General features: G+C 57.6%; 16 protein-coding genes. 11 read left to right on the top strand and 5 right to left on the bottom strand.

All coding sequences use genetic code 11. The features are described 5' to 3' along the window. Nucleotides 1-50 precede the first annotated feature (50 nt). The 4 genes from deoA (at nucleotide 51) to yjjJ (ending at nucleotide 4,939) form a co-directional block, all read left to right on the top strand. Nucleotides 51-1,373 carry a thymidine phosphorylase gene (deoA, locus tag ACOYA6_RS13750; protein WP_422654844.1) on the top strand — a complete coding sequence of 441 codons (1,323 nt, stop codon included), beginning with the start codon at nucleotides 51-53 and terminating at the stop codon, nucleotides 1,371-1,373. 51 nt (nucleotides 1,374-1,424) lie between these two features. Continuing rightward, nucleotides 1,425-2,648 (top strand): phosphopentomutase, encoded by a 1,224-nt coding sequence (gene deoB, locus ACOYA6_RS13745; protein ID WP_039030466.1) that lies wholly within the window; start codon nucleotides 1,425-1,427, stop codon nucleotides 2,646-2,648. Between the two features lie 102 nt (nucleotides 2,649-2,750). Next, nucleotides 2,751-3,473: a purine-nucleoside phosphorylase gene (deoD, locus tag ACOYA6_RS13740; RefSeq protein WP_014068806.1), complete on the top strand. Its 723-nt coding sequence runs from the start codon at nucleotides 2,751-2,753 to the stop codon at nucleotides 3,471-3,473. Between the two features lie 137 nt (nucleotides 3,474-3,610). Then, nucleotides 3,611-4,939, top strand: a complete 1,329-nt coding sequence (gene yjjJ / locus ACOYA6_RS13735) for a type II toxin-antitoxin system HipA family toxin YjjJ (protein WP_422654843.1) — start codon at nucleotides 3,611-3,613, stop codon at nucleotides 4,937-4,939. Nucleotides 4,940-4,999: 60 nt separating this feature from the next. Here the strand turns inward: yjjJ and lplA are convergent, their stop codons facing one another. Further along, entirely contained in the window at nucleotides 5,000-6,016 is a 1,017-nt protein-coding gene (gene lplA / locus ACOYA6_RS13730; RefSeq protein WP_138370381.1) for a lipoate--protein ligase, read from the bottom strand. 38 nt (nucleotides 6,017-6,054) lie between these two features. After that, on the bottom strand, nucleotides 6,055-6,699 hold the full coding sequence (locus ACOYA6_RS13725) for a YtjB family periplasmic protein (RefSeq protein WP_039030464.1): 645 nt from the start codon (nucleotides 6,697-6,699) through the stop codon (nucleotides 6,055-6,057). Between the two features lie 121 nt (nucleotides 6,700-6,820). On the opposite strand from ACOYA6_RS13725, the gene serB reads away from it, so the two are divergent. The 3 genes from serB to nadR all read left to right on the top strand — a co-directional run bounded on the left by serB (nucleotide 6,821) and on the right by nadR (nucleotide 10,518). Continuing rightward, nucleotides 6,821-7,789, top strand: coding sequence for a phosphoserine phosphatase (gene serB / locus ACOYA6_RS13720; RefSeq protein ID WP_138370382.1), 969 nt, complete (start codon nucleotides 6,821-6,823; stop codon nucleotides 7,787-7,789). Nucleotides 7,790-7,864: 75 nt separating this feature from the next. Then, entirely contained in the window at nucleotides 7,865-9,250 is a 1,386-nt protein-coding gene (radA, locus tag ACOYA6_RS13715; RefSeq protein WP_039030462.1) for a DNA repair protein RadA, read from the top strand. Between the two features lie 35 nt (nucleotides 9,251-9,285). Continuing rightward, entirely contained in the window at nucleotides 9,286-10,518 is a 1,233-nt protein-coding gene (nadR, locus tag ACOYA6_RS13710; RefSeq protein ID WP_223074998.1) for a multifunctional transcriptional regulator/nicotinamide-nucleotide adenylyltransferase/ribosylnicotinamide kinase NadR, read from the top strand. A gap of 91 nt (nucleotides 10,519-10,609) precedes the next feature. Here nadR and ettA read toward each other — a convergent pair whose 3' ends face one another. Further along, nucleotides 10,610-12,277 carry an energy-dependent translational throttle protein EttA gene (ettA, locus tag ACOYA6_RS13705; protein WP_039030460.1) on the bottom strand — a complete coding sequence of 556 codons (1,668 nt, stop codon included), beginning with the start codon at nucleotides 12,275-12,277 and terminating at the stop codon, nucleotides 10,610-10,612. 220 nt (nucleotides 12,278-12,497) lie between these two features. Here ettA and sltY point away from each other — a divergent pair, with 220 nt between their 5' ends. Both sltY and trpR read left to right on the top strand, forming a co-directional pair. Next, entirely contained in the window at nucleotides 12,498-14,435 is a 1,938-nt protein-coding gene (gene sltY, locus ACOYA6_RS13700; protein ID WP_039030459.1) for a murein transglycosylase, read from the top strand. A gap of 56 nt (nucleotides 14,436-14,491) precedes the next feature. After that, complete coding sequence (gene trpR / locus ACOYA6_RS13695; protein ID WP_422654842.1) at nucleotides 14,492-14,821, top strand: trp operon repressor; 330 nt, start codon at nucleotides 14,492-14,494, stop codon at nucleotides 14,819-14,821. 30 nt (nucleotides 14,822-14,851) lie between these two features. Here trpR and yjjX read toward each other — a convergent pair whose 3' ends face one another. Beyond that, nucleotides 14,852-15,367 carry an inosine/xanthosine triphosphatase gene (yjjX, locus tag ACOYA6_RS13690; RefSeq protein ID WP_039030628.1) on the bottom strand — a complete coding sequence of 172 codons (516 nt, stop codon included), beginning with the start codon at nucleotides 15,365-15,367 and terminating at the stop codon, nucleotides 14,852-14,854. A gap of 49 nt (nucleotides 15,368-15,416) precedes the next feature. Between yjjX and gpmB the strand changes: the two genes are divergently transcribed. Further along, nucleotides 15,417-16,064 (top strand): 2,3-diphosphoglycerate-dependent phosphoglycerate mutase GpmB, encoded by a 648-nt coding sequence (gene gpmB, locus ACOYA6_RS13685; protein WP_039030457.1) that lies wholly within the window; start codon nucleotides 15,417-15,419, stop codon nucleotides 16,062-16,064. Here gpmB and robA read toward each other — a convergent pair. Next, nucleotides 16,061-16,930, bottom strand: a complete 870-nt coding sequence (robA, locus tag ACOYA6_RS13680; RefSeq protein WP_039030456.1) for an MDR efflux pump AcrAB transcriptional activator RobA — start codon at nucleotides 16,928-16,930, stop codon at nucleotides 16,061-16,063. The two genes, gpmB and robA, sit on opposite strands and share 4 nt — an antisense overlap. Before the next feature lie 212 nt (nucleotides 16,931-17,142). Between robA and creA the strand changes: the two genes are divergently transcribed. Next, a complete protein-coding gene (gene creA / locus ACOYA6_RS13675) occupies nucleotides 17,143-17,613 on the top strand; it encodes a protein CreA (RefSeq protein ID WP_039030455.1) in 471 nt (156 codons plus the stop codon). Nucleotides 17,614-17,623 lie beyond the last annotated feature (10 nt).

The following is a 17,623-nucleotide window of genomic DNA, read 5'->3' as shown; positions in this document are numbered from 1 at the left end:
GCTTACCCGGCCTACGGTTAGCCTTCGACTCACTTCCTCAGGGGGTTATTTTGTTTCTCGCACAAGAAATTATTCGTAAAAAACGTGATGGTCATGCTTTAAGCGACGAAGAGATCCGTTTCTTTATCAACGGCATTCGCGACAATACCATCTCTGAAGGGCAGATTGCCGCCCTGGCGATGACCATTTTCTTCCACGATATGGCGATGCCGGAGCGCGTGTCGCTGACCATGGCGATGCGGGATTCAGGAACCGTTCTGGACTGGAAGAGCCTTAACCTTAATGGCCCGATCGTGGACAAACACTCCACCGGCGGCGTGGGCGATGTCACCTCGCTGATGCTGGGGCCAATGGTCGCTGCCTGCGGCGGCTACATTCCAATGATTTCCGGGCGCGGCCTCGGTCATACCGGCGGCACGCTCGACAAACTGGAAGCCATTCCGGGCTTCGATATCTTCCCGGATGACAACCGCTTCCGCGACATTATTAAAGATGTGGGTGTGGCGATTATCGGCCAGACCAGCTCCCTTGCTCCGGCGGACAAGCGTTTTTACGCCACGCGTGACATTACCGCGACCGTCGACTCCATCCCGCTGATCACCGCTTCGATTCTTGCCAAGAAACTGGCCGAAGGTCTGGATGCGCTGGTAATGGACGTGAAAGTGGGCAGCGGCGCCTTTATGCCGACCTACGAACTCTCAGCGGCGCTTGCCGAAGCGATCGTTGGCGTTGCCAATGGCGCTGGCGTGCGCACCACCGCACTGCTTACCGACATGAACCAGGTGCTGGCTTCCAGCGCGGGTAACGCGGTTGAAGTGCGCGAAGCGGTACAGTTCCTGACAGGTGAATACCGCAACCCGCGCCTGTTCGAGGTGACCATGGCGCTGTGCGTCGAGATGCTCATCTCAGGCAAACTGGCGAAAGATGACGCTGACGCCCGGGCGAAACTGCAGGCGGTGCTGGATAACGGCAAAGCGGCTGAGATCTTTGGCCGCATGGTTGCTGCCCAGAAAGGCCCGACCGATTTCGTGGAAAACTACGCCAAATACCTGCCAACCGCGATGCTCAGCAAAGCGGTGTACGCGGATACCGAAGGCTTCGTCTCGGCGATGGACACTCGCGCGCTGGGTATGGCGGTAGTCTCCATGGGCGGCGGTCGTCGTCAGGCTTCCGACAGCATTGATTACAGCGTCGGCTTCACCGATATGGCCCGTCTGGGCGACAGCGTTGACGGTCAACGTCCGCTGGCGGTGATCCACGCGAAAGATGAAAACAGCTGGCAGGACGCGGCGAAAGCCGTGAAGGCTGCCATTACTCTGGCGGATAATGCCCCAGAAAGCTCGCCTTCGGTCTATCGTCGTATTACCGAATAGCGGTATACTGATCTGATCGCTTTTTTATGAAGCACTGAGTACGGAGAACATATGAAACGTGCATTTATTATGGTGCTGGACTCTTTCGGCATCGGCGCTACAGAAGATGCAGATCGCTTTGGTGACACCGGTGCAGACACCATGGGTCACATTGCTGAAGCCTGTGCAAAAGGCGAAGCGAACAACGGTCGTCAGGGCCCGCTGAATCTGCCAAACCTGACCCGTCTGGGCCTGGTTAAAGCCCATGAAGGTTCCACCGGTAAAGTGGCAGCCGGTATGGACGCCAACGCCGAAGTGGTTGGCGCATACGCCTGGGCGCACGAGCTCTCTTCCGGGAAAGACACCCCGTCAGGCCACTGGGAAATCGCCGGTGTGCCGGTTCTGTTCGACTGGGGCTATTTCTCCGATCACGAGAACAGCTTCCCGCAGGAGTTGCTGGATAAGCTGGTTGAGCGCGCAAACCTGCCGGGCTATCTCGGCAACTGCCACTCTTCCGGCACCGTCATTCTGGACCAGCTCGGCGAAGAGCACATGAAAACCGGCAAGCCGATTTTCTACACCTCTGCTGACTCCGTGTTCCAGATTGCCTGCCACGAAGAGACCTTTGGCCTGGATCGTCTTTACGAGCTGTGCGAAATCGCCCGTGAAGAGCTGACCGAAGGCGGCTACAACATTGGCCGCGTGATCGCGCGTCCGTTTGTGGGCGACAAACCGGGCAACTTCCAGCGTACCGGCAACCGTCACGATCTGGCCGTAGAACCGCCAGCGCCGACCGTGCTGCAGAAACTGGTTGAAGAGAAAGACGGGCAGGTGGTTTCCGTCGGTAAGATTGCGGATATCTACGCTAACTGCGGCATCACCAAAAAAGTGAAAGCCACCGGTCTGGACGCGCTGTTTGACGCTACCGTGAAAGAGATGAAAGAGGCGGGCGACAAGACTATCGTCTTCACCAACTTCGTCGATTTCGACTCCTCCTGGGGTCACCGTCGCGACGTCGCTGGCTACGCTGCGGGTCTGGAGCTGTTCGACCGCCGTCTGCCGGAGCTGATGGAGCTGGTGGGTGAAGATGACATTCTGATCCTGACCGCCGACCACGGCTGCGACCCGACCTGGACCGGTACCGACCACACCCGCGAGCACATTCCGGTGCTGGTGTACGGCCCGAAAGTAAAACCAGGCTCTCTGGGTCACCGTGAATCCTTCGCGGACATCGGCCAGACCATTGCGAAATACTTTGGTACGTCTGATATGGAATATGGCAAGGCCATGTTCTGATAGCTTCGCCCGGTGGCGCTTTGCTTACCGGGCCTGTGGTTTGTAGGCCGGGTCAGGCGCAGCCGCCACCCGGCAAAAACAACAATGTAAAAGGAACTGAAGATGGCAACTCCTCACATTAATGCAGAGATGGGTGATTTCGCTGACGTCGTATTGATGCCTGGCGACCCGCTGCGTGCGAAGCACATTGCAGAAACCTTCCTCGAAGACGTGCGTGAAGTGAACAACGTTCGCGGCATGCTGGGCTTCACCGGGACCTACAAAGGCCGCAAAATTTCCGTAATGGGTCACGGTATGGGTATCCCATCCTGCTCCATCTACACCAAAGAGCTGATCACCGATTTCGGCGTGAAGAAGATCATCCGCGTGGGCTCCTGTGGCGCCGTGCGTATGGACGTGAAGCTGCGTGACATCGTTATCGGGATGGGTGCCTGCACCGACTCCAAAGTTAACCGCATGCGCTTCAAAGACCACGACTTTGCGGCAATCGCTGACTTCGGCATGGTACGCGACGCCGTTGACGCAGCCAAAGCGCTGGGCGTTGACGCTCGCGTGGGCAACATCTTCTCCGCGGACCTGTTCTACGCGCCAGACGGCGGCGAGATGTTCGACGTGATGGAGAAATACGGCATCCTGGGCGTGGAGATGGAAGCGGCAGGTATCTACGGCGTAGCGGCTGAGTTCGGTGCGAAAGCCCTGACCATCTGCACCGTGTCTGACCACATCCGCACTCACGAGCAGACCACTGCCGCTGAGCGTCAGACCACCTTCAACGACATGATCAAAATCGCGCTGGAATCCGTTCTGCTGGGCGATAAAGAGTAAGACTCTTCCTCGGGGGCGTTCTGCCCCCGCTTTTCAATCTATTCATCTTTATCTTTCTGCTTAGCTATTTCTCTTTGCATTTCAGCTGAATATAGTACTAAATTTATTCAAGTATCTATTCATGAAACCATTCACTGATGACGACGATAAGTGACCTGTTACTGCAGGGACCGCGTGCGGCTCCCGAGCTTCGCCAGCAGCTTGGCATCAGCCAGGCGACATTTTCACGTCTGGTTTCCGCCCAGGATCGAGTGATCCAGTTTGGAAAAGCACGCGCCACTCGCTACGCCCTGATAAGGCCGGTGCGGGGCGTCAGCGCGTTTCCATTCTGGCAGGTAAATGCCCAGGGAAAGGCCGTCAAAGGTGGCGAGATTTACCCTACCTGGCCCCAGGGAAGTTGTCTGGTGCTGCAGGCTGATGGGCAATGGCAATGGTTTGATGGTCTTCCCTGGTACCTGACCGATCTCCGTCCTCAGGGCTTTTTAGGACGCGCCTGGGGTCGTCGTATGGCGCAGCAATTCTCACTCCCGGAAGATATCCGCCTGTGGCAGGAAAACGATGTGCTTTATGCGCTAAGCCAGTTTTCAGGTGAGCACTCTGGCGGCTGGCTGGTAGGGGAAGAAAACTATCAACGCTGGCTCTCTGCGACGCCGCCTGATGCTATCGCCGACGATCAAAAAAATCGGATTTATACGCAGCTATCCCGCGAGGCGCTGGCGGGGGAGATCGTGGGGTCTTCGGCAGGCGGAGAACAGCCTAAGTTCTCCTGCTTTTCCCGAACGGTATCGGGTGATGCACATGTGCTGGTTAAGTTTACCGCCCCGCAACTGAGCGCGGTTTCAGTACGCTGGGGCGATCTGCTACTGGCGGAGGCCATTGCCCTCAGCACCCTGGCATCTGCAGGGCTGGCAGCCAGCGATGCCGTCGTGCTGCAGGGTGAAAACGGACAGGTTTTTCTTGAGGCGAAACGCTTTGACTGCGAAGGCGTAACGGGCAGACGGGCCATCGTGTCTCTGGAGGCAGTGCAAAGTGAATTTGTCACCGCCAGTGGCGCATGGCCGCACACGGTCGATAAGCTGGTACAGGCTGGGATCGTGGAGGACACCGCCGCCGGGCAGGTGGAAAAAATCTGGGCATTTGGTCGCCTTATCGCTAACAGCGATATGCACGCGGGGAACCTCTCTTTTTATTATTCTGCGTTCCCGTTATCCCTGACGCCCGTTTATGACATGTTGCCCATGGCGTTTGCGCCTTCCAGTGCAGGTATGATGCGGGAAGAAGCATGTGAGTTGCGTTTCGACAGCACGATATCGCGTCAGGCCTGGGAGTTTGCCCTGCCTCTGGCGACACAGTTCTGGGAGCGGGTAACGGCGGAGAAGCGAATAAGTGAAAACTTTCGCACAATCGCAGCGGGCATGAAAGCGCGGTTAAGTGCCATCGATGGAATGGTGCAGAGAATGGCCTGAGGAGAGCTGCCCGGTGGCGTTTCGCTTACCGGGCGTACAGTTTTCCATCCGGCTTTTTTATTACCGCACCGCCCCCGCAATCCACGCCGACAGCTCCCGTAGCTCTTTTTCCTGTTCCGGGAAGTCGCCAGTCAGGGCATCACACTCCTGCTGCAACATATCCGCCCGATACAGGCAGCCCTGCAGACGCGCCGCCAGCGCCTCTAACGGGGCCGGGTTCAGGCTGTCGGTAAAGACTTGCGTGCGTGAGATATGGCCCTTCTCGACGTCGAAGTGCAGCTCCACGCCGCCCCAGGTAAAGCGTTCATCCAGCAGATGTGAGAAAGCAGGTGCCTGACCAAAGTTCCACTCCCAGCTGCTCTGGCGGGCAAAGGTTTCGGCGAAGTTTGGCAGATCCGGCGTTTTGTCAGGGGAGATGACTTCGGCTTCAACGCGCTCGCCATAGTGGGCAAAAAACGCCTCTGTAACGGCGTCGCAGATCCGCTCATGGGTGATGCCCGGCAGCAGATCCACCAGATTCGCCACCCGGCCACGCACGGAGGTGATGCCCTTGGCCTGCAGCTTTTTCTGGTCGGGATTGAGGTAGTTCGCCAGGCGGCTGAGATCGGCATTCAGCAGTAGGGTACCGTGGTGAAAACCGCGATCCATGGTTTCGCGGTAGGCCGAGCCGGAGACCTTCCGGTCACCCTCTGCCGTTTTTACTACCAGGTCGTTGCGCCCGGAGGCTTCCGCCGTGGCGCCCAGGGCCTGCAGCGCATTCAGCACAATGCGGGTGGAGATGGTTTTGTCGTACTCCGGCTTTCCGGCCATAAAGGTAAAGCAGGTATTGCCGAGGTCGTGAAACACCGCGCCACCGCCGCTGCTGCGACGCGCCAGGCGCACGTTGTCCTCTTCCATGCGTCGCGTGTTGCACTCTTTCCACGGGTTTTGCGCCCGGCCAATCACCACCGTGTCGGCGTTGCGCCACAGGAACAGCACGCGCTGGGTGGCGGGCATCTGGCGGAAGATGCACTCTTCCACCGCAAGGTTAAACCAGGGATCGTATGAATCTGAGATAAGCAGACGCAATGTAGACATGCAGATTTCCTTTCCTGAAACGGTTATCGACAAAACCACTAGGTTTTCTTTTCGCTCTCTTCCTCTTCGGGTACCGATTTACTGGCGGTGAGCAGGAACGGCGACTGCTGCCAGCGGGTGCGTTTGCCCTGCAGCAGCGTGCGGGTCAGCACCACGCCAATCGCCAGCGACAGCAGCAGCATCAGGCGCAGAATATTGGTGGTGTTATCCACCTGTTTGGCCTCGGTGGCCAGGGTATGGGTGTCGAGCGTCAGGCGCAGATAGCCGAGCGGACCGTTTTTGCCCTGAATTGGCTCCACCAGCTGCTGGTTAAAGTAGCCGCCGGCTTTTTTACCGTCCAGCGCCAGCCGGTCGCGTACCTCGACCTGCTCCCCTGAGCGGGCAATCAAGCCACCTTCTTCGTCGTAAACGCTGGCGTCGAGGATGCGGCTCTCTTCCGTCAGAACATGCAGCACCTGGCTGATGCGCTTCTCATCCGGCGTTTCGGTTCGCATCAGCGGGGCGATGTTGAGCGACACCTGTCGCGCCAGCGTGTGCGCCAGCTCTTCAAGCTGCGGATTGCGCTGCCGTTGATGATTCTGGCTGAACCACGATGCGCCCTGCATCAGCGCCACTAACAGGGCGAGACAGGAGAGGACAATCACGGCACGATGAAGCCGGAATTTCAGTTTTGCACGAGCCATATTCCACCTGCTGAAAATTTTCGGGGTTAATGTTGCCAGAAGTGATGGTTACAAGGTAGCCTCATGCGTTATTTTCACCCCCTGGATGATTCCCGGCGCGAACGATTTTACAGGAGCTTTAATGCCAAACATTACCTGGTGCGACCTGCCCAATGATGTCTCTCTCTGGCCAGGATTGCCGCTCTCATTAAGTGGCGATGAGGTAATGCCACTGGATTACCATGCTGGCCGTAGCGGCTGGCTGCTGTATGGACGCGGCCTGGATAAACAGCAGTTAACAACCTATCAGCGCAAGCTGGGCGCGGCGATGGTGATCGTGGCGGCCTGGTGCGTGGAAGACTACCAGGTGATCCGCCTGGCCGGCTCCCTGACCCAGCGCGCCACCCGTCTGGCGCACGACGCGGGCCTCGATGTGGCACCGCTGGGTAAAATCCCGCACCTGAAAACCCCGGGATTGCTGGTGATGGACATGGATTCTACCGCCATTCAGATCGAATGCATCGACGAGATTGCTAAACTTGCCGGTACGGGCGAGATGGTGGCCGAAGTGACCGAGCGCGCCATGCGTGGCGAACTGGACTTCACCGCCAGCCTGAAACAGCGCGTGGCGACCCTGAAAGATGCCGATGCGAATATCCTGATGCAGGTGCGTGAAAAGCTGCCCCTGATGCCGGGCCTGGTGCAGCTGGTGCTGAAGCTGGAGACCCTGGGCTGGAAAGTGGCTATCGCCTCCGGCGGCTTCACCTTCTTTGCCGAGTATCTGCGCGACAAGCTGCGTCTGGACGCCGTAGTTGCCAACGAGCTGGAGATCCGCGACGGCAAACTTACCGGGAAGGTGATTGGCGAGATCGTCGACGCCCAGTTTAAGGCCAACACCCTGACGCGTCTGGCGGAAAAATATGACATCCCGGTTGCCCAGACGGTGGCGATTGGCGACGGCGCGAACGATCTGCCGATGATTAAAGTGGCCGGGCTTGGCATTGCCTATCATGCCAAACCGACCGTGAATGAAAAGACGGAAGTCATTATCCGTCATGCTGACCTGATGGGGGTGTTCTGCATTCTCTCCGGCAGCGTAAACCAGAAATAGTTGTATAGGCCTGCTTGCCGGGCAAGCGAGAGCACCACCCCGCAAGCAGGCCGCGCAGAAATAAAGAGGTAAAACGTGGCGAAAGCTCCAAAACGCGCATTTGTCTGTAATGAATGTGGGGCGGATTATCCGCGCTGGCAGGGGCAGTGCAGCGCCTGTCATGCCTGGAACACCATCACCGAAGTGCGCGGCATTGCCGCTTCGCCAACCGTTGCCCGTAACGAGCGTCTGAGCGGTTATGCGGGCAATGCGGGCGTATCGAAAGTCCAGAAACTCTCCGAGATCAGCCTCGAAGCCCTGCCGCGCTTTTCCACCGGTTTTAAAGAGTTTGACCGGGTGCTGGGCGGCGGCGTGGTGCCGGGCAGCGCCATTCTGATTGGCGGTAGCCCGGGGGCGGGTAAATCGACCCTGCTGCTGCAAACCCTCTGCAAGCTCGCGTCGCAGATGAAAACGCTCTATGTCACCGGGGAAGAGTCGCTGCAGCAGGTGGCGATGCGCGCCCACCGGCTGGGGCTGCCCACCAACGACCTCAATATGCTCTCCGAAACCAGCATCGAGCAGATCTGCATGATTGCTGAAGAAGAGCAGCCGAAGCTGATGGTGATCGACTCCATTCAGGTGATGCACATGGCGGACGTCCAGTCGTCGCCGGGCAGCGTCGCCCAGGTGCGCGAAACCGCCGCCTACCTGACGCGCTTTGCCAAAACGCGCGGCGTGGCAATCATCATGGTCGGCCACGTCACCAAAGATGGCGCCCTGGCAGGCCCGAAAGTGCTCGAGCACTGTATCGACTGCTCGGTAATGCTGGATGGCGATGCTGATACCCGTTTCCGCACCCTGCGTAGCCACAAAAACCGCTTTGGCGCGGTGAACGAGCTGGGCGTGTTTGCCATGACCGAGCAGGGGCTGCGTGAAGTCAGCAACCCGTCGGCCATCTTCCTGAGCCGCGGCGATGAAGTCACCTCCGGCAGTTCGGTGATGGTGGTCTGGGAAGGAACGCGTCCGCTGCTGGTGGAGATCCAGGCCCTGGTCGATCACTCGATGATGGGCAATCCCCGTCGTGTGGCAGTGGGTCTTGAGCAAAACCGTCTGGCGATCCTGCTGGCGGTACTGCACCGTCACGGCGGCCTGCAGATGGCGGATCAGGATGTGTTTGTGAACGTGGTCGGTGGGGTCAAAGTCACCGAAACCAGCGCCGACCTGGCGCTGCTGCTGGCGATGGTCTCCAGCCTGCGCGACCGTCCGTTGCCGCAGGATCTGGTGGTCTTTGGCGAAGTCGGTCTGGCCGGTGAGATCCGTCCGGTGCCGAGCGGTCAGGAGCGCATTTCCGAGGCGGCAAAACACGGCTTCCGCCGGGCGATTGTGCCCGCCGCCAACGTGCCGAAAAAAATCCCCGAAGGGATGAAAGTGTTTGGGGTGAAGAAACTCGCAGATGCGTTAAACGTCTTTGACGACTTATAATTACCTATTCGATGTTGCAGGAGGCACCGTAATTTATGTCGTCATTTGACTATATCAAGACCGCAATCCGCCAGAAAGGCTGCACCCTGCAGCAGGTGGCGGAAGCCAGCGGTATGACCAAGGGCTATTTAAGCCAGCTGCTGAATGCCAAAATCAAAAGCCCCAGCGCGCAGAAGCTGGAAGCGCTGCACCGCTTTCTGGGACTTGAATTTCCGCGGATGCAGAAGAACATCGGCGTGGTGTTCGGCAAGTTCTATCCGCTGCATACCGGGCATATCTATCTGATCCAGCGCGCCTGTAGCCAGGTGGACGAGCTGCATATCATCATGGGCTATGATGAGAAGCGCGATCGCGAGCTGTTCGAAGCGAGCGCCATGTCCCAGCAGCCCACCGTCCCCGACCGCCTGCGCTGGCTGTTGCAGACCTTTAAGTACCAGAAAAATATCCGCATTCATGCTTTCAACGAAGAGGGCATGGAGCCGTATCCGCACGGCTGGGACGTGTGGAGCAACGGCATCAAAGCCTTTATGGAAGAGAAGGGCATCCAGCCTGACTTTATCTACACCTCTGAAGAGTCTGACGCCTCGCAATATCCCGAACATCTGGGCACGGAAACGGTGCTGATCGACCCTAAACGCACCTTTATGAACATCAGCGGGGCGCAGATCCGTGAGAACCCGTTCCGCTACTGGGAGTACATCCCGACGGAAGTGAAGCCGTTCTTTGTGCGCACGGTGGCGATCCTCGGCGGCGAATCCAGCGGTAAGTCGACCCTGGTCAACAAGCTGGCCAACATCTTCAACACCACCAGCGCCTGGGAATATGGCCGGGATTACGTCTTCTCGCACCTCGGCGGCGATGAGATGGCGCTGCAGTATTCCGACTACGACAAGATTGCGCTGGGGCACGCACAGTACATTGATTTCGCGGTGAAATACGCCAATAAAGTGGCGTTTGTCGATACCGATTTCGTCACCACCCAGGCGTTCTGTAAAAAATACGAAGGGCGCGAGCACCCGTTTGTGCAGGCGCTGATCGACGAATACCGCTTCGACCTGGTGATCCTGCTGGAGAACAACACCCCCTGGGTGGCGGATGGGATGCGCAGTCTCGGCAGTTCAGTGGACAGAAAAGAGTTCCAGACCATGCTGGTAGAGATGCTCGACGCGAACAATATCGACTTTGTGCATGTGGAAGAGGCGGACTATGACAACCGCTTCCTGCGCTGCGTGGAGCTGGTGAAAGAGATGATGGGGGAGAAGGGGTAGGTTTGTGCGGCCTGATGCCCTCACCCTGGCCCTCTCCCACAGGGAGAGGGTACAAACACTAAAAAAGGCAACCGAGGTTGCCTTTTTGCGTTTATTTCGAAATACGCTTGTACTTGATACGCTTCGGCTCCAGGGCGTCGGCGCCCAGGGTGCGTTTCTTGTACTCTTCGTACTCGGTGAAGTTACCTTCGAAGAACTCCACTTTACCTTCATCCTGGTAATCCAGAATGTGGGTAGCGATACGGTCGAGGAACCAACGGTCGTGGGAGATAACCATTGCGCAGCCCGGGAACTCCAGCATGGCGTTTTCCAGCGCACGCAGGGTTTCGATGTCCAGGTCGTTGGTCGGTTCATCGAGCAGCAGGACGTTACCGCCAACCTGCAGCAGTTTCGCCAGATGCAGACGACCACGCTCACCGCCGGACAGCTCGCCCACGCGTTTACCCTGATCAACACCTTTGAAGTTGAAGCGCCCTACATAGGCACGGCTTGGCATTTCGGTGTTGCCGATACGCATGATATCCAGGCCGCCGGAAACTTCTTCCCAGACGGTTTTGCTGTTATCCATTGCGTCACGGAACTGGTCAACGGATGCCAGCTTCACGGTTTCGCCGAGGGTGATGGTGCCGCTGTCAGGCTGTTCCTGACCGGACATCATGCGGAACAGGGTCGATTTACCCGCGCCGTTCGGACCGATGATCCCAACGATAGCGCCTTTCGGTACCGAGAAGCTCAGATCGTCGATCAGAACGCGGTCGCCGTAGGATTTACGCAGGTTGCTGACCTCAACGACTTTATCCCCCAGACGTGCTCCAGGCGGAATAAACAGTTCGTTGGTTTCGTTACGTTTCTGGTATTCGGTATTGTTCAGCTCTTCAAAGCGTGCCAGACGGGCTTTGCCCTTAGACTGACGGCCTTTAGTGCCCTGACGAACCCACTCCAGCTCTTTCTCAATCGACTTACGACGCGCCGCTTCCTGAGAAGCTTCCTGCGCCAGACGCTGATCTTTCTGCTCCAGCCAGGAGGAGTAGTTACCTTCCCACGGAATACCTTCACCGCGGTCCAGCTCCAGGATCCAACCGGCAACGTTATCGAGGAAGTAACGGTCGTGGGTGATCGCCACAACGGTCCCTTCGAAGTCGTGCAGGAAGCGTTCCAGCCAGGCTACGGATTCCGCATCCAGGTGGTTCGTTGGTTCGTCGAGCAGCAGCATGTCTGGCTTTTCCAGCAGCAGACGGCACAGCGCAACGCGGCGGCGTTCACCACCGGACAGTTTTTCAATTTTTGCATCCCAGTCTGGCAGGCGCAGGGCATCGGCCGCACGCTCCAGCTGCACGTTCAGGTTGTGACCGTCGTGTGCCTGGATGATCTCTTCATATTTACCCTGCTGGGCAGCGAGCTTGTCGAAGTCCGCATCCGGCTCGGCGTACTTCGCGTACACTTCGTCCAGACCCTTCAGCGCGTTAACCACTTCGGAAACGGCTTCTTCAACGGATTCGCGAACGGTGTGTTCCGGGTTCAGCTTCGGTTCCTGTGGCAGGTAACCGATTTTGAGGCCAGGCTGCGGACGGGCTTCACCTTCGATGTCTGTATCGATGCCCGCCATGATGCGCAGCAAGGTGGACTTACCGGCACCGTTGAGACCCAGCACACCAATTTTTGCGCCCGGGAAGAAGCTCAGCGAGATATTTTTAAGAATATGACGTTTCGGCGGTACCACTTTGCCGACACGATGCATGGTATAAACGAATTGAGCCACGTTGGACTTCGCCTCTTTTATCGTGATGAGAATAGTGGCGAAGTGTAGCCTTTTTCCCCGCCTAATCCCAGCCATCGACGTCTGGAGTGTTAAAACGCGCAAGAAAGGTAAAAATGTGTCGGTAACGTGGCGCGTTGGGGGATGCCTGGTTAGCATAAGTTAATTACGCTTTTGCGCGGCACGATGCTGCATTTAATGACGATTAACAGAGGATGAGCGTGTGGTAAAAGCCAAACAAGTGGGCTGGCGACTGTTGGCTGCCAGCGTCTGCGTGCTGACCATCAGCAGCGCAGCGCGAGCCGATTCACTGGATGAACAACGTAACCGCTATGCACAGATCAAACAGGCATGGGATCAGCGACAGATGGAGACAGTGCAGGCCCTGATGCCGACGCTGAAAGCGTATCCGCTCTATCCCTATCTGGAATACCGTCAGCTTACCGACGATCTGATGAACCAGCCGACGATCACCGTCAAAAACTTTATTCAGGCCAACCCGACGCTGCCCCCGGCGCGCACCCTGCAGTCGCGCTTTGTGAACGAACTGGCGCGACGTGAAGACTGGCGCGGCCTGCTGGCCTTTAGCCCGGATAAACCGGGCACTACCGAAGCGCAGTGCAACTACTATTACGCAAAATGGGCGACGGGCCAGCAGGAAGAGGCCTGGAACGGCGCCAAAGAGCTGTGGCTCACCGGTAAAAGCCAGCCTAACGCCTGCGACTCGCTGTTTGGCGCCTGGCGCGCTTCCGGCAAACAGGATCCTCTGGCGTATCTGGAGCGTATTCGTCTGGCGATGAAAGCGGGTAATACCCGTCTGGTCACCACCCTTGCCGGGCAGATGCCGTCGGATTATCAGACCATCTCCAGCGCCCTGATCCAGCTGGCGAACGATCCGAAAACGGTGATGGACTTCGCCCGCAACACCGGCGCGACCGATTTTACCCGTCAGATGGCGGCGGTGGCCTTCACCAGCGTGGCGCGGGATGACGTGGAAAACGCCCGGCTGATGATCCCAACCCTCGCTCAGGCGCAGCAGCTTAATGAGGATCAAACCCAGGAGCTGCGCGATATCGTGGCGTGGCGACTGATGGGCAATGACCTCACCGACGAGCAGGCACGCTGGCGTGATGACGCCATCATGCGTTCAAACTCCACCTCGCTGGTGGAGCGTCGTGTGCGCATGGCATTGGGGAACGGCGATCGCCGCGGCCTGAACACCTGGCTGGCGCGTCTGCCGATGGAAGCAAAAGAGAAGGATGAATGGCGCTACTGGCAGGCGGATCTGCTGCTGGAGAGGGGGCGTAATGAGGAGGCAAAATCGATCCTGCGCAGCCTGATGCAGCAGCGCGGTTTCTATCCGATGGTGGCGGCCCAGCGGCTTGGCGAAGAGTATACCCTTAAGATTGATAAAGCGCCGTCCGGCGTCAACGCCGCGCTGGTGCAAGGGCCGGAGATGGCGCGGGTGCGCGAGCTGATGTACTGGAATCTGGATAACACCGCCCGCAGCGAATGGGCGAACCTGGTCACCAGCCGTACCGTAGATGAAAAAGCCCAGCTTGCGCGCTATGCCTTCGATAATCACTGGTGGGATCTCAGCGTGCAGGCGACGATCGCCGGCAAGCTTTGGGATCATCTCGAGGAGCGTTTCCCGCTGGCCTATAAAGATCTGTTCGATCGTTACACCAGCGGGAAAGACATTCCCCAGAGCTATGCGATGGCGATTGCCCGTCAGGAGAGCGCCTGGAACCCGAAAGTGCGCTCGCCGGTCGGGGCCAGCGGTCTGATGCAGGTAATGCCCGCCACGGCTGCCCACACGGTGAAGAAGTTTGGTATTCCGGGCTACTCCAGTCCGTCGCAGCTGCTGGATCCTGAGACCAACATCAACATCGGCACCACCTATCTGCAGAGCGTCTACGACCAGTTCGGCGACAACCGCATCTTCGCCTCGGCGGCCTATAACGCCGGGCCGGGACGCGTACGCACCTGGCTTGGCAACAGCGCTGGACGCATCGACGCGGTGGCGTTTGTTGAGAGCATTCCGTTCTCGGAAACCCGCGGCTATGTGAAGAACGTGCTGGCGTATGATGCTTACTATCGCTACTTCATGGGGCAGAAAGATACCCTGATGAGCGACAGTGAGTGGCAGCGACGTTACTGATCGGTGAGGGTTATGTTATGCTTGTACTCGTTTAAGAGTACGAAAGGCGGCATAACATGACCCAGAATTCACCTTACTCATCGGCGATGGCCGAGCAGCGTCATCAGGAGTGGCTTCGTTTTGTGGAGCTGCTTCGCCAGTCATATGAACAGGATCTGCATCTGCCGCTGCTGCAGCTGATGCTCACCCCCGACGAGCGCGAGGCGCTGGGTACCCGTGTGCGCATCATTGAGGAGTTGCTGCGCGGTGAAATGAGCCAGCGCGAGCTGAAAAGCGAGCTGGGGGCGGGGATCGCGACCATCACCCGCGGCTCAAACAGCCTGAAGTCCGCGCCGGTAGAATTACGCCAGTGGCTGGAACAGATATTGCTTGAAGGCAAACCGTAGGCCGGATAAGGCGAAGCCGCCATCCGGCAATTAACGGTAAATCGCGTTATGAAACGGGCTTAACGCCAGGATCACCGCCTGGTGGTAAACGCTTGAACGCGTGAGCGCACCGGCGGTAAACACCCCAATCGCCCCCTCTTTACGTCCGATCTCATCGATGCCGGTGTATTTCGACATCACCGGCCCAAGGGCTTCCCCTTCGCGTACTTTATCCAGAATGATCGCCGGTAACGGCAGGGTGGCGGAACGTGCTTCACCGCGCTGATGTGCGCTTTCGATCACCACCCAGCTGAAGGTACTGCCTTCGTCGATCCCGGCTTCAATGGCGACCCAAAAGTCCGCTTGCGGATATGCCTGCCTGGCGTTTGCCACGCGATTCCGTGCGCCAGCGCGGGTTTCTTCGCTGCCGATTGGCTGTTCCGGGACGCCGCTCTCGACGTTGACGGATTCGATATGGCAGGATCCTTCGCCGAAGATCTCGGCAAATGCCCTTAGAATTGCCTGAATTTTGGCAGGATTAGTGGTAGCTGAGACAACCTGGTGCATAATTAAGCCTAACTCTAAAAATATCATCGCAGTATAACGGAAAAAAAGCATGTTACAGGTATACCTTGTTCGCCACGGTGAAACGCAGTGGAACGCCGAGCGACGTATTCAAGGCCAGTCAGACAGTCCACTCACTGCCAAGGGCGAGCAACAGGCCTGGCAGGTTGGCGAACGTGCCAAAACACTGGGCATCACCCACATCATCGCCAGCGATTTAGGTCGCACGCGACGCACAGCGGAGATCATCGCGCAGGCCTGCGGCTGCGATGTCACTGTGGATGCCCGCCTGCGCGAGCTGGATATGGGGGTGCTGGAACAGCGTCTTATCGATACCCTGACCGAAGAAGAAGAGGGCTGGCGTCGTACGCTGGTCAACGGCAGCGAAGAGGGCCGTATCCCGCAAGGTGAATCGATGCTGGAGCTGAGCGAGCGTATGCACGCGGCGCTGGCGGCCTGCCTGGATCTTCCGCAGGGGAGCCGACCGCTGCTGGTCAGTCACGGGATGGCGTTGGGCTGTCTGGTCAGCACCATTCTCGGGCTTCCGGCATGGGCTGAACGCCGCCTGCGTCTGCGCAACTGCTCGCTTTCCCGCATCGACTATCAGCAGAGTCCGTGGCTGGCTTCAGGCTGGATTGTGGAGATGGCAGGGGATATCTCGCATCTCGATGCCCCTGCGTTAGATGAGCTGCAGCGTTAACGGCGGACAGGAATCAGGTATTCGCAACGCAGTTCGATAGGACCTTCTTCCGGTTTCAACTCAGTGGCAGGATAGTAACGTTCAATATCCTGCCCCTTTCTGCGGTTCAGGTTCAGCATCGGCATGCAGGTGCCGTAGACCGTCAGGATAAAGTCCTGCACGCCGGTCCCCAGCCCTTCGTAGGTGAACATCACGTATTCACCGCCTTCCAGCACAACCGGTTTCGACCCCTGAATATAGCCATTGGCCATTTCCGGCGTTAACGCGGTGGTGTAGAAGACCTCCTGCTCGTCGTCTTTTTCCAGACTTGGACGCGTCTCGTTCAGGCCATACAGCAGCGGCGGGATGGCCGGCGCGTGACTGAGGAACTCGCGCCAGAACTGGACGCGCATCTGATGACGGAATTCGGAGATCTGCTCCAGCGAGCAGGAGTAGCTCTGCGTGGTGCCGATCAGGTGGGTCTCTGGCAGAGTGATGAACTCATGCTGCGGCATGGTGAACTCGCCGAGGCGCAGCGGCGGACGCATGCCGAACGAGCTCCAGTCCGGCGAGCGGCGATAGAGCGCAGGCGTCAGCGAGAACTGTTTTTTGAACGCGCGGGTGAAGGTCTGCTGTGAATCAAAACGGTACTGCAGGGCGATATCCAGAATGGGACGCGCAGTCAGGCGAAGCGCCACGGCGGATTTGGAAAGACGACGGGCGCGGATATAGGCGCCAATGGCGTGACCGGTGACATCCTTAAACATCCGCTGTAAATGCCACTTAGAATATCCCGCTTTTGCCGCTACATTATCGAGTGACAAAGGCTGATCCAGATGGCCTTCCAGCCAGGTAAGAAGATCGCGAATAATTCCAGCCTGATCCATATACTATCCTCATCCTTAAAACAGCAGGTACCCTGCTAACAGGTTAGCGGATAATAGCATTTTTTGATGTTTTAGCATTCAGTGTTTTTTTTGCGCTTAAATGCGATTTTCCTGATGATCCGGAAGGATATTTTCTAATGCTGTGATCTTGCTGCTTTTTTTATATGATTGTTGAATAATTACGCAGTTCAATTTTCAAATATGGTAACAATATGAAATACAAGACATTGATCGTCACGGCGCTGCTGGTATTAACCGGTCAGGCCGCGCAGGCAGAGGAAATTGGCTCTGTTGATACCGTGTTCAAGGTTTTCGGGCCGGACCACAAAATTGTCGTTGAAGCCTTTGACGATCCCGATGTGAAGAACGTGACCTGCTATATCAGCCGGGCAAAAACCGGCGGGATAAAAGGGGGCCTTGGGCTGGCGGAAGACACCTCTGATGCCGCCATCTCCTGCCAGCAGGTGGGGCCAGTCGAGCTGAGCGAGAAGATCAAAAACGGTAAATCCCAGGGTGACGTTGTGTTCCAGAAACGCACCTCGCTGGTGTTCAAAAAACTGCAGGTAGTGCGTTTCTATGATGCGAAACGTAACACCCTGGCTTACCTGGCCTACTCGGATAAAGTCGTCGAAGGTTCGCCGAAAAACGCGCTGAGCGCGGTGCCAATTATGCCGTGGCATTAATTCAGGGATA

Origin of the sequence: Leclercia barmai (genome assembly GCF_049312895.1) — a bacterium.
GTDB classification, from domain to species: domain Bacteria; phylum Pseudomonadota; class Gammaproteobacteria; order Enterobacterales; family Enterobacteriaceae; genus Enterobacter; species Enterobacter barmai.
The sequence above is the reverse complement of the archived record's forward strand: the minus strand, read 5'-3'. Positions and strand labels throughout refer to the sequence as shown.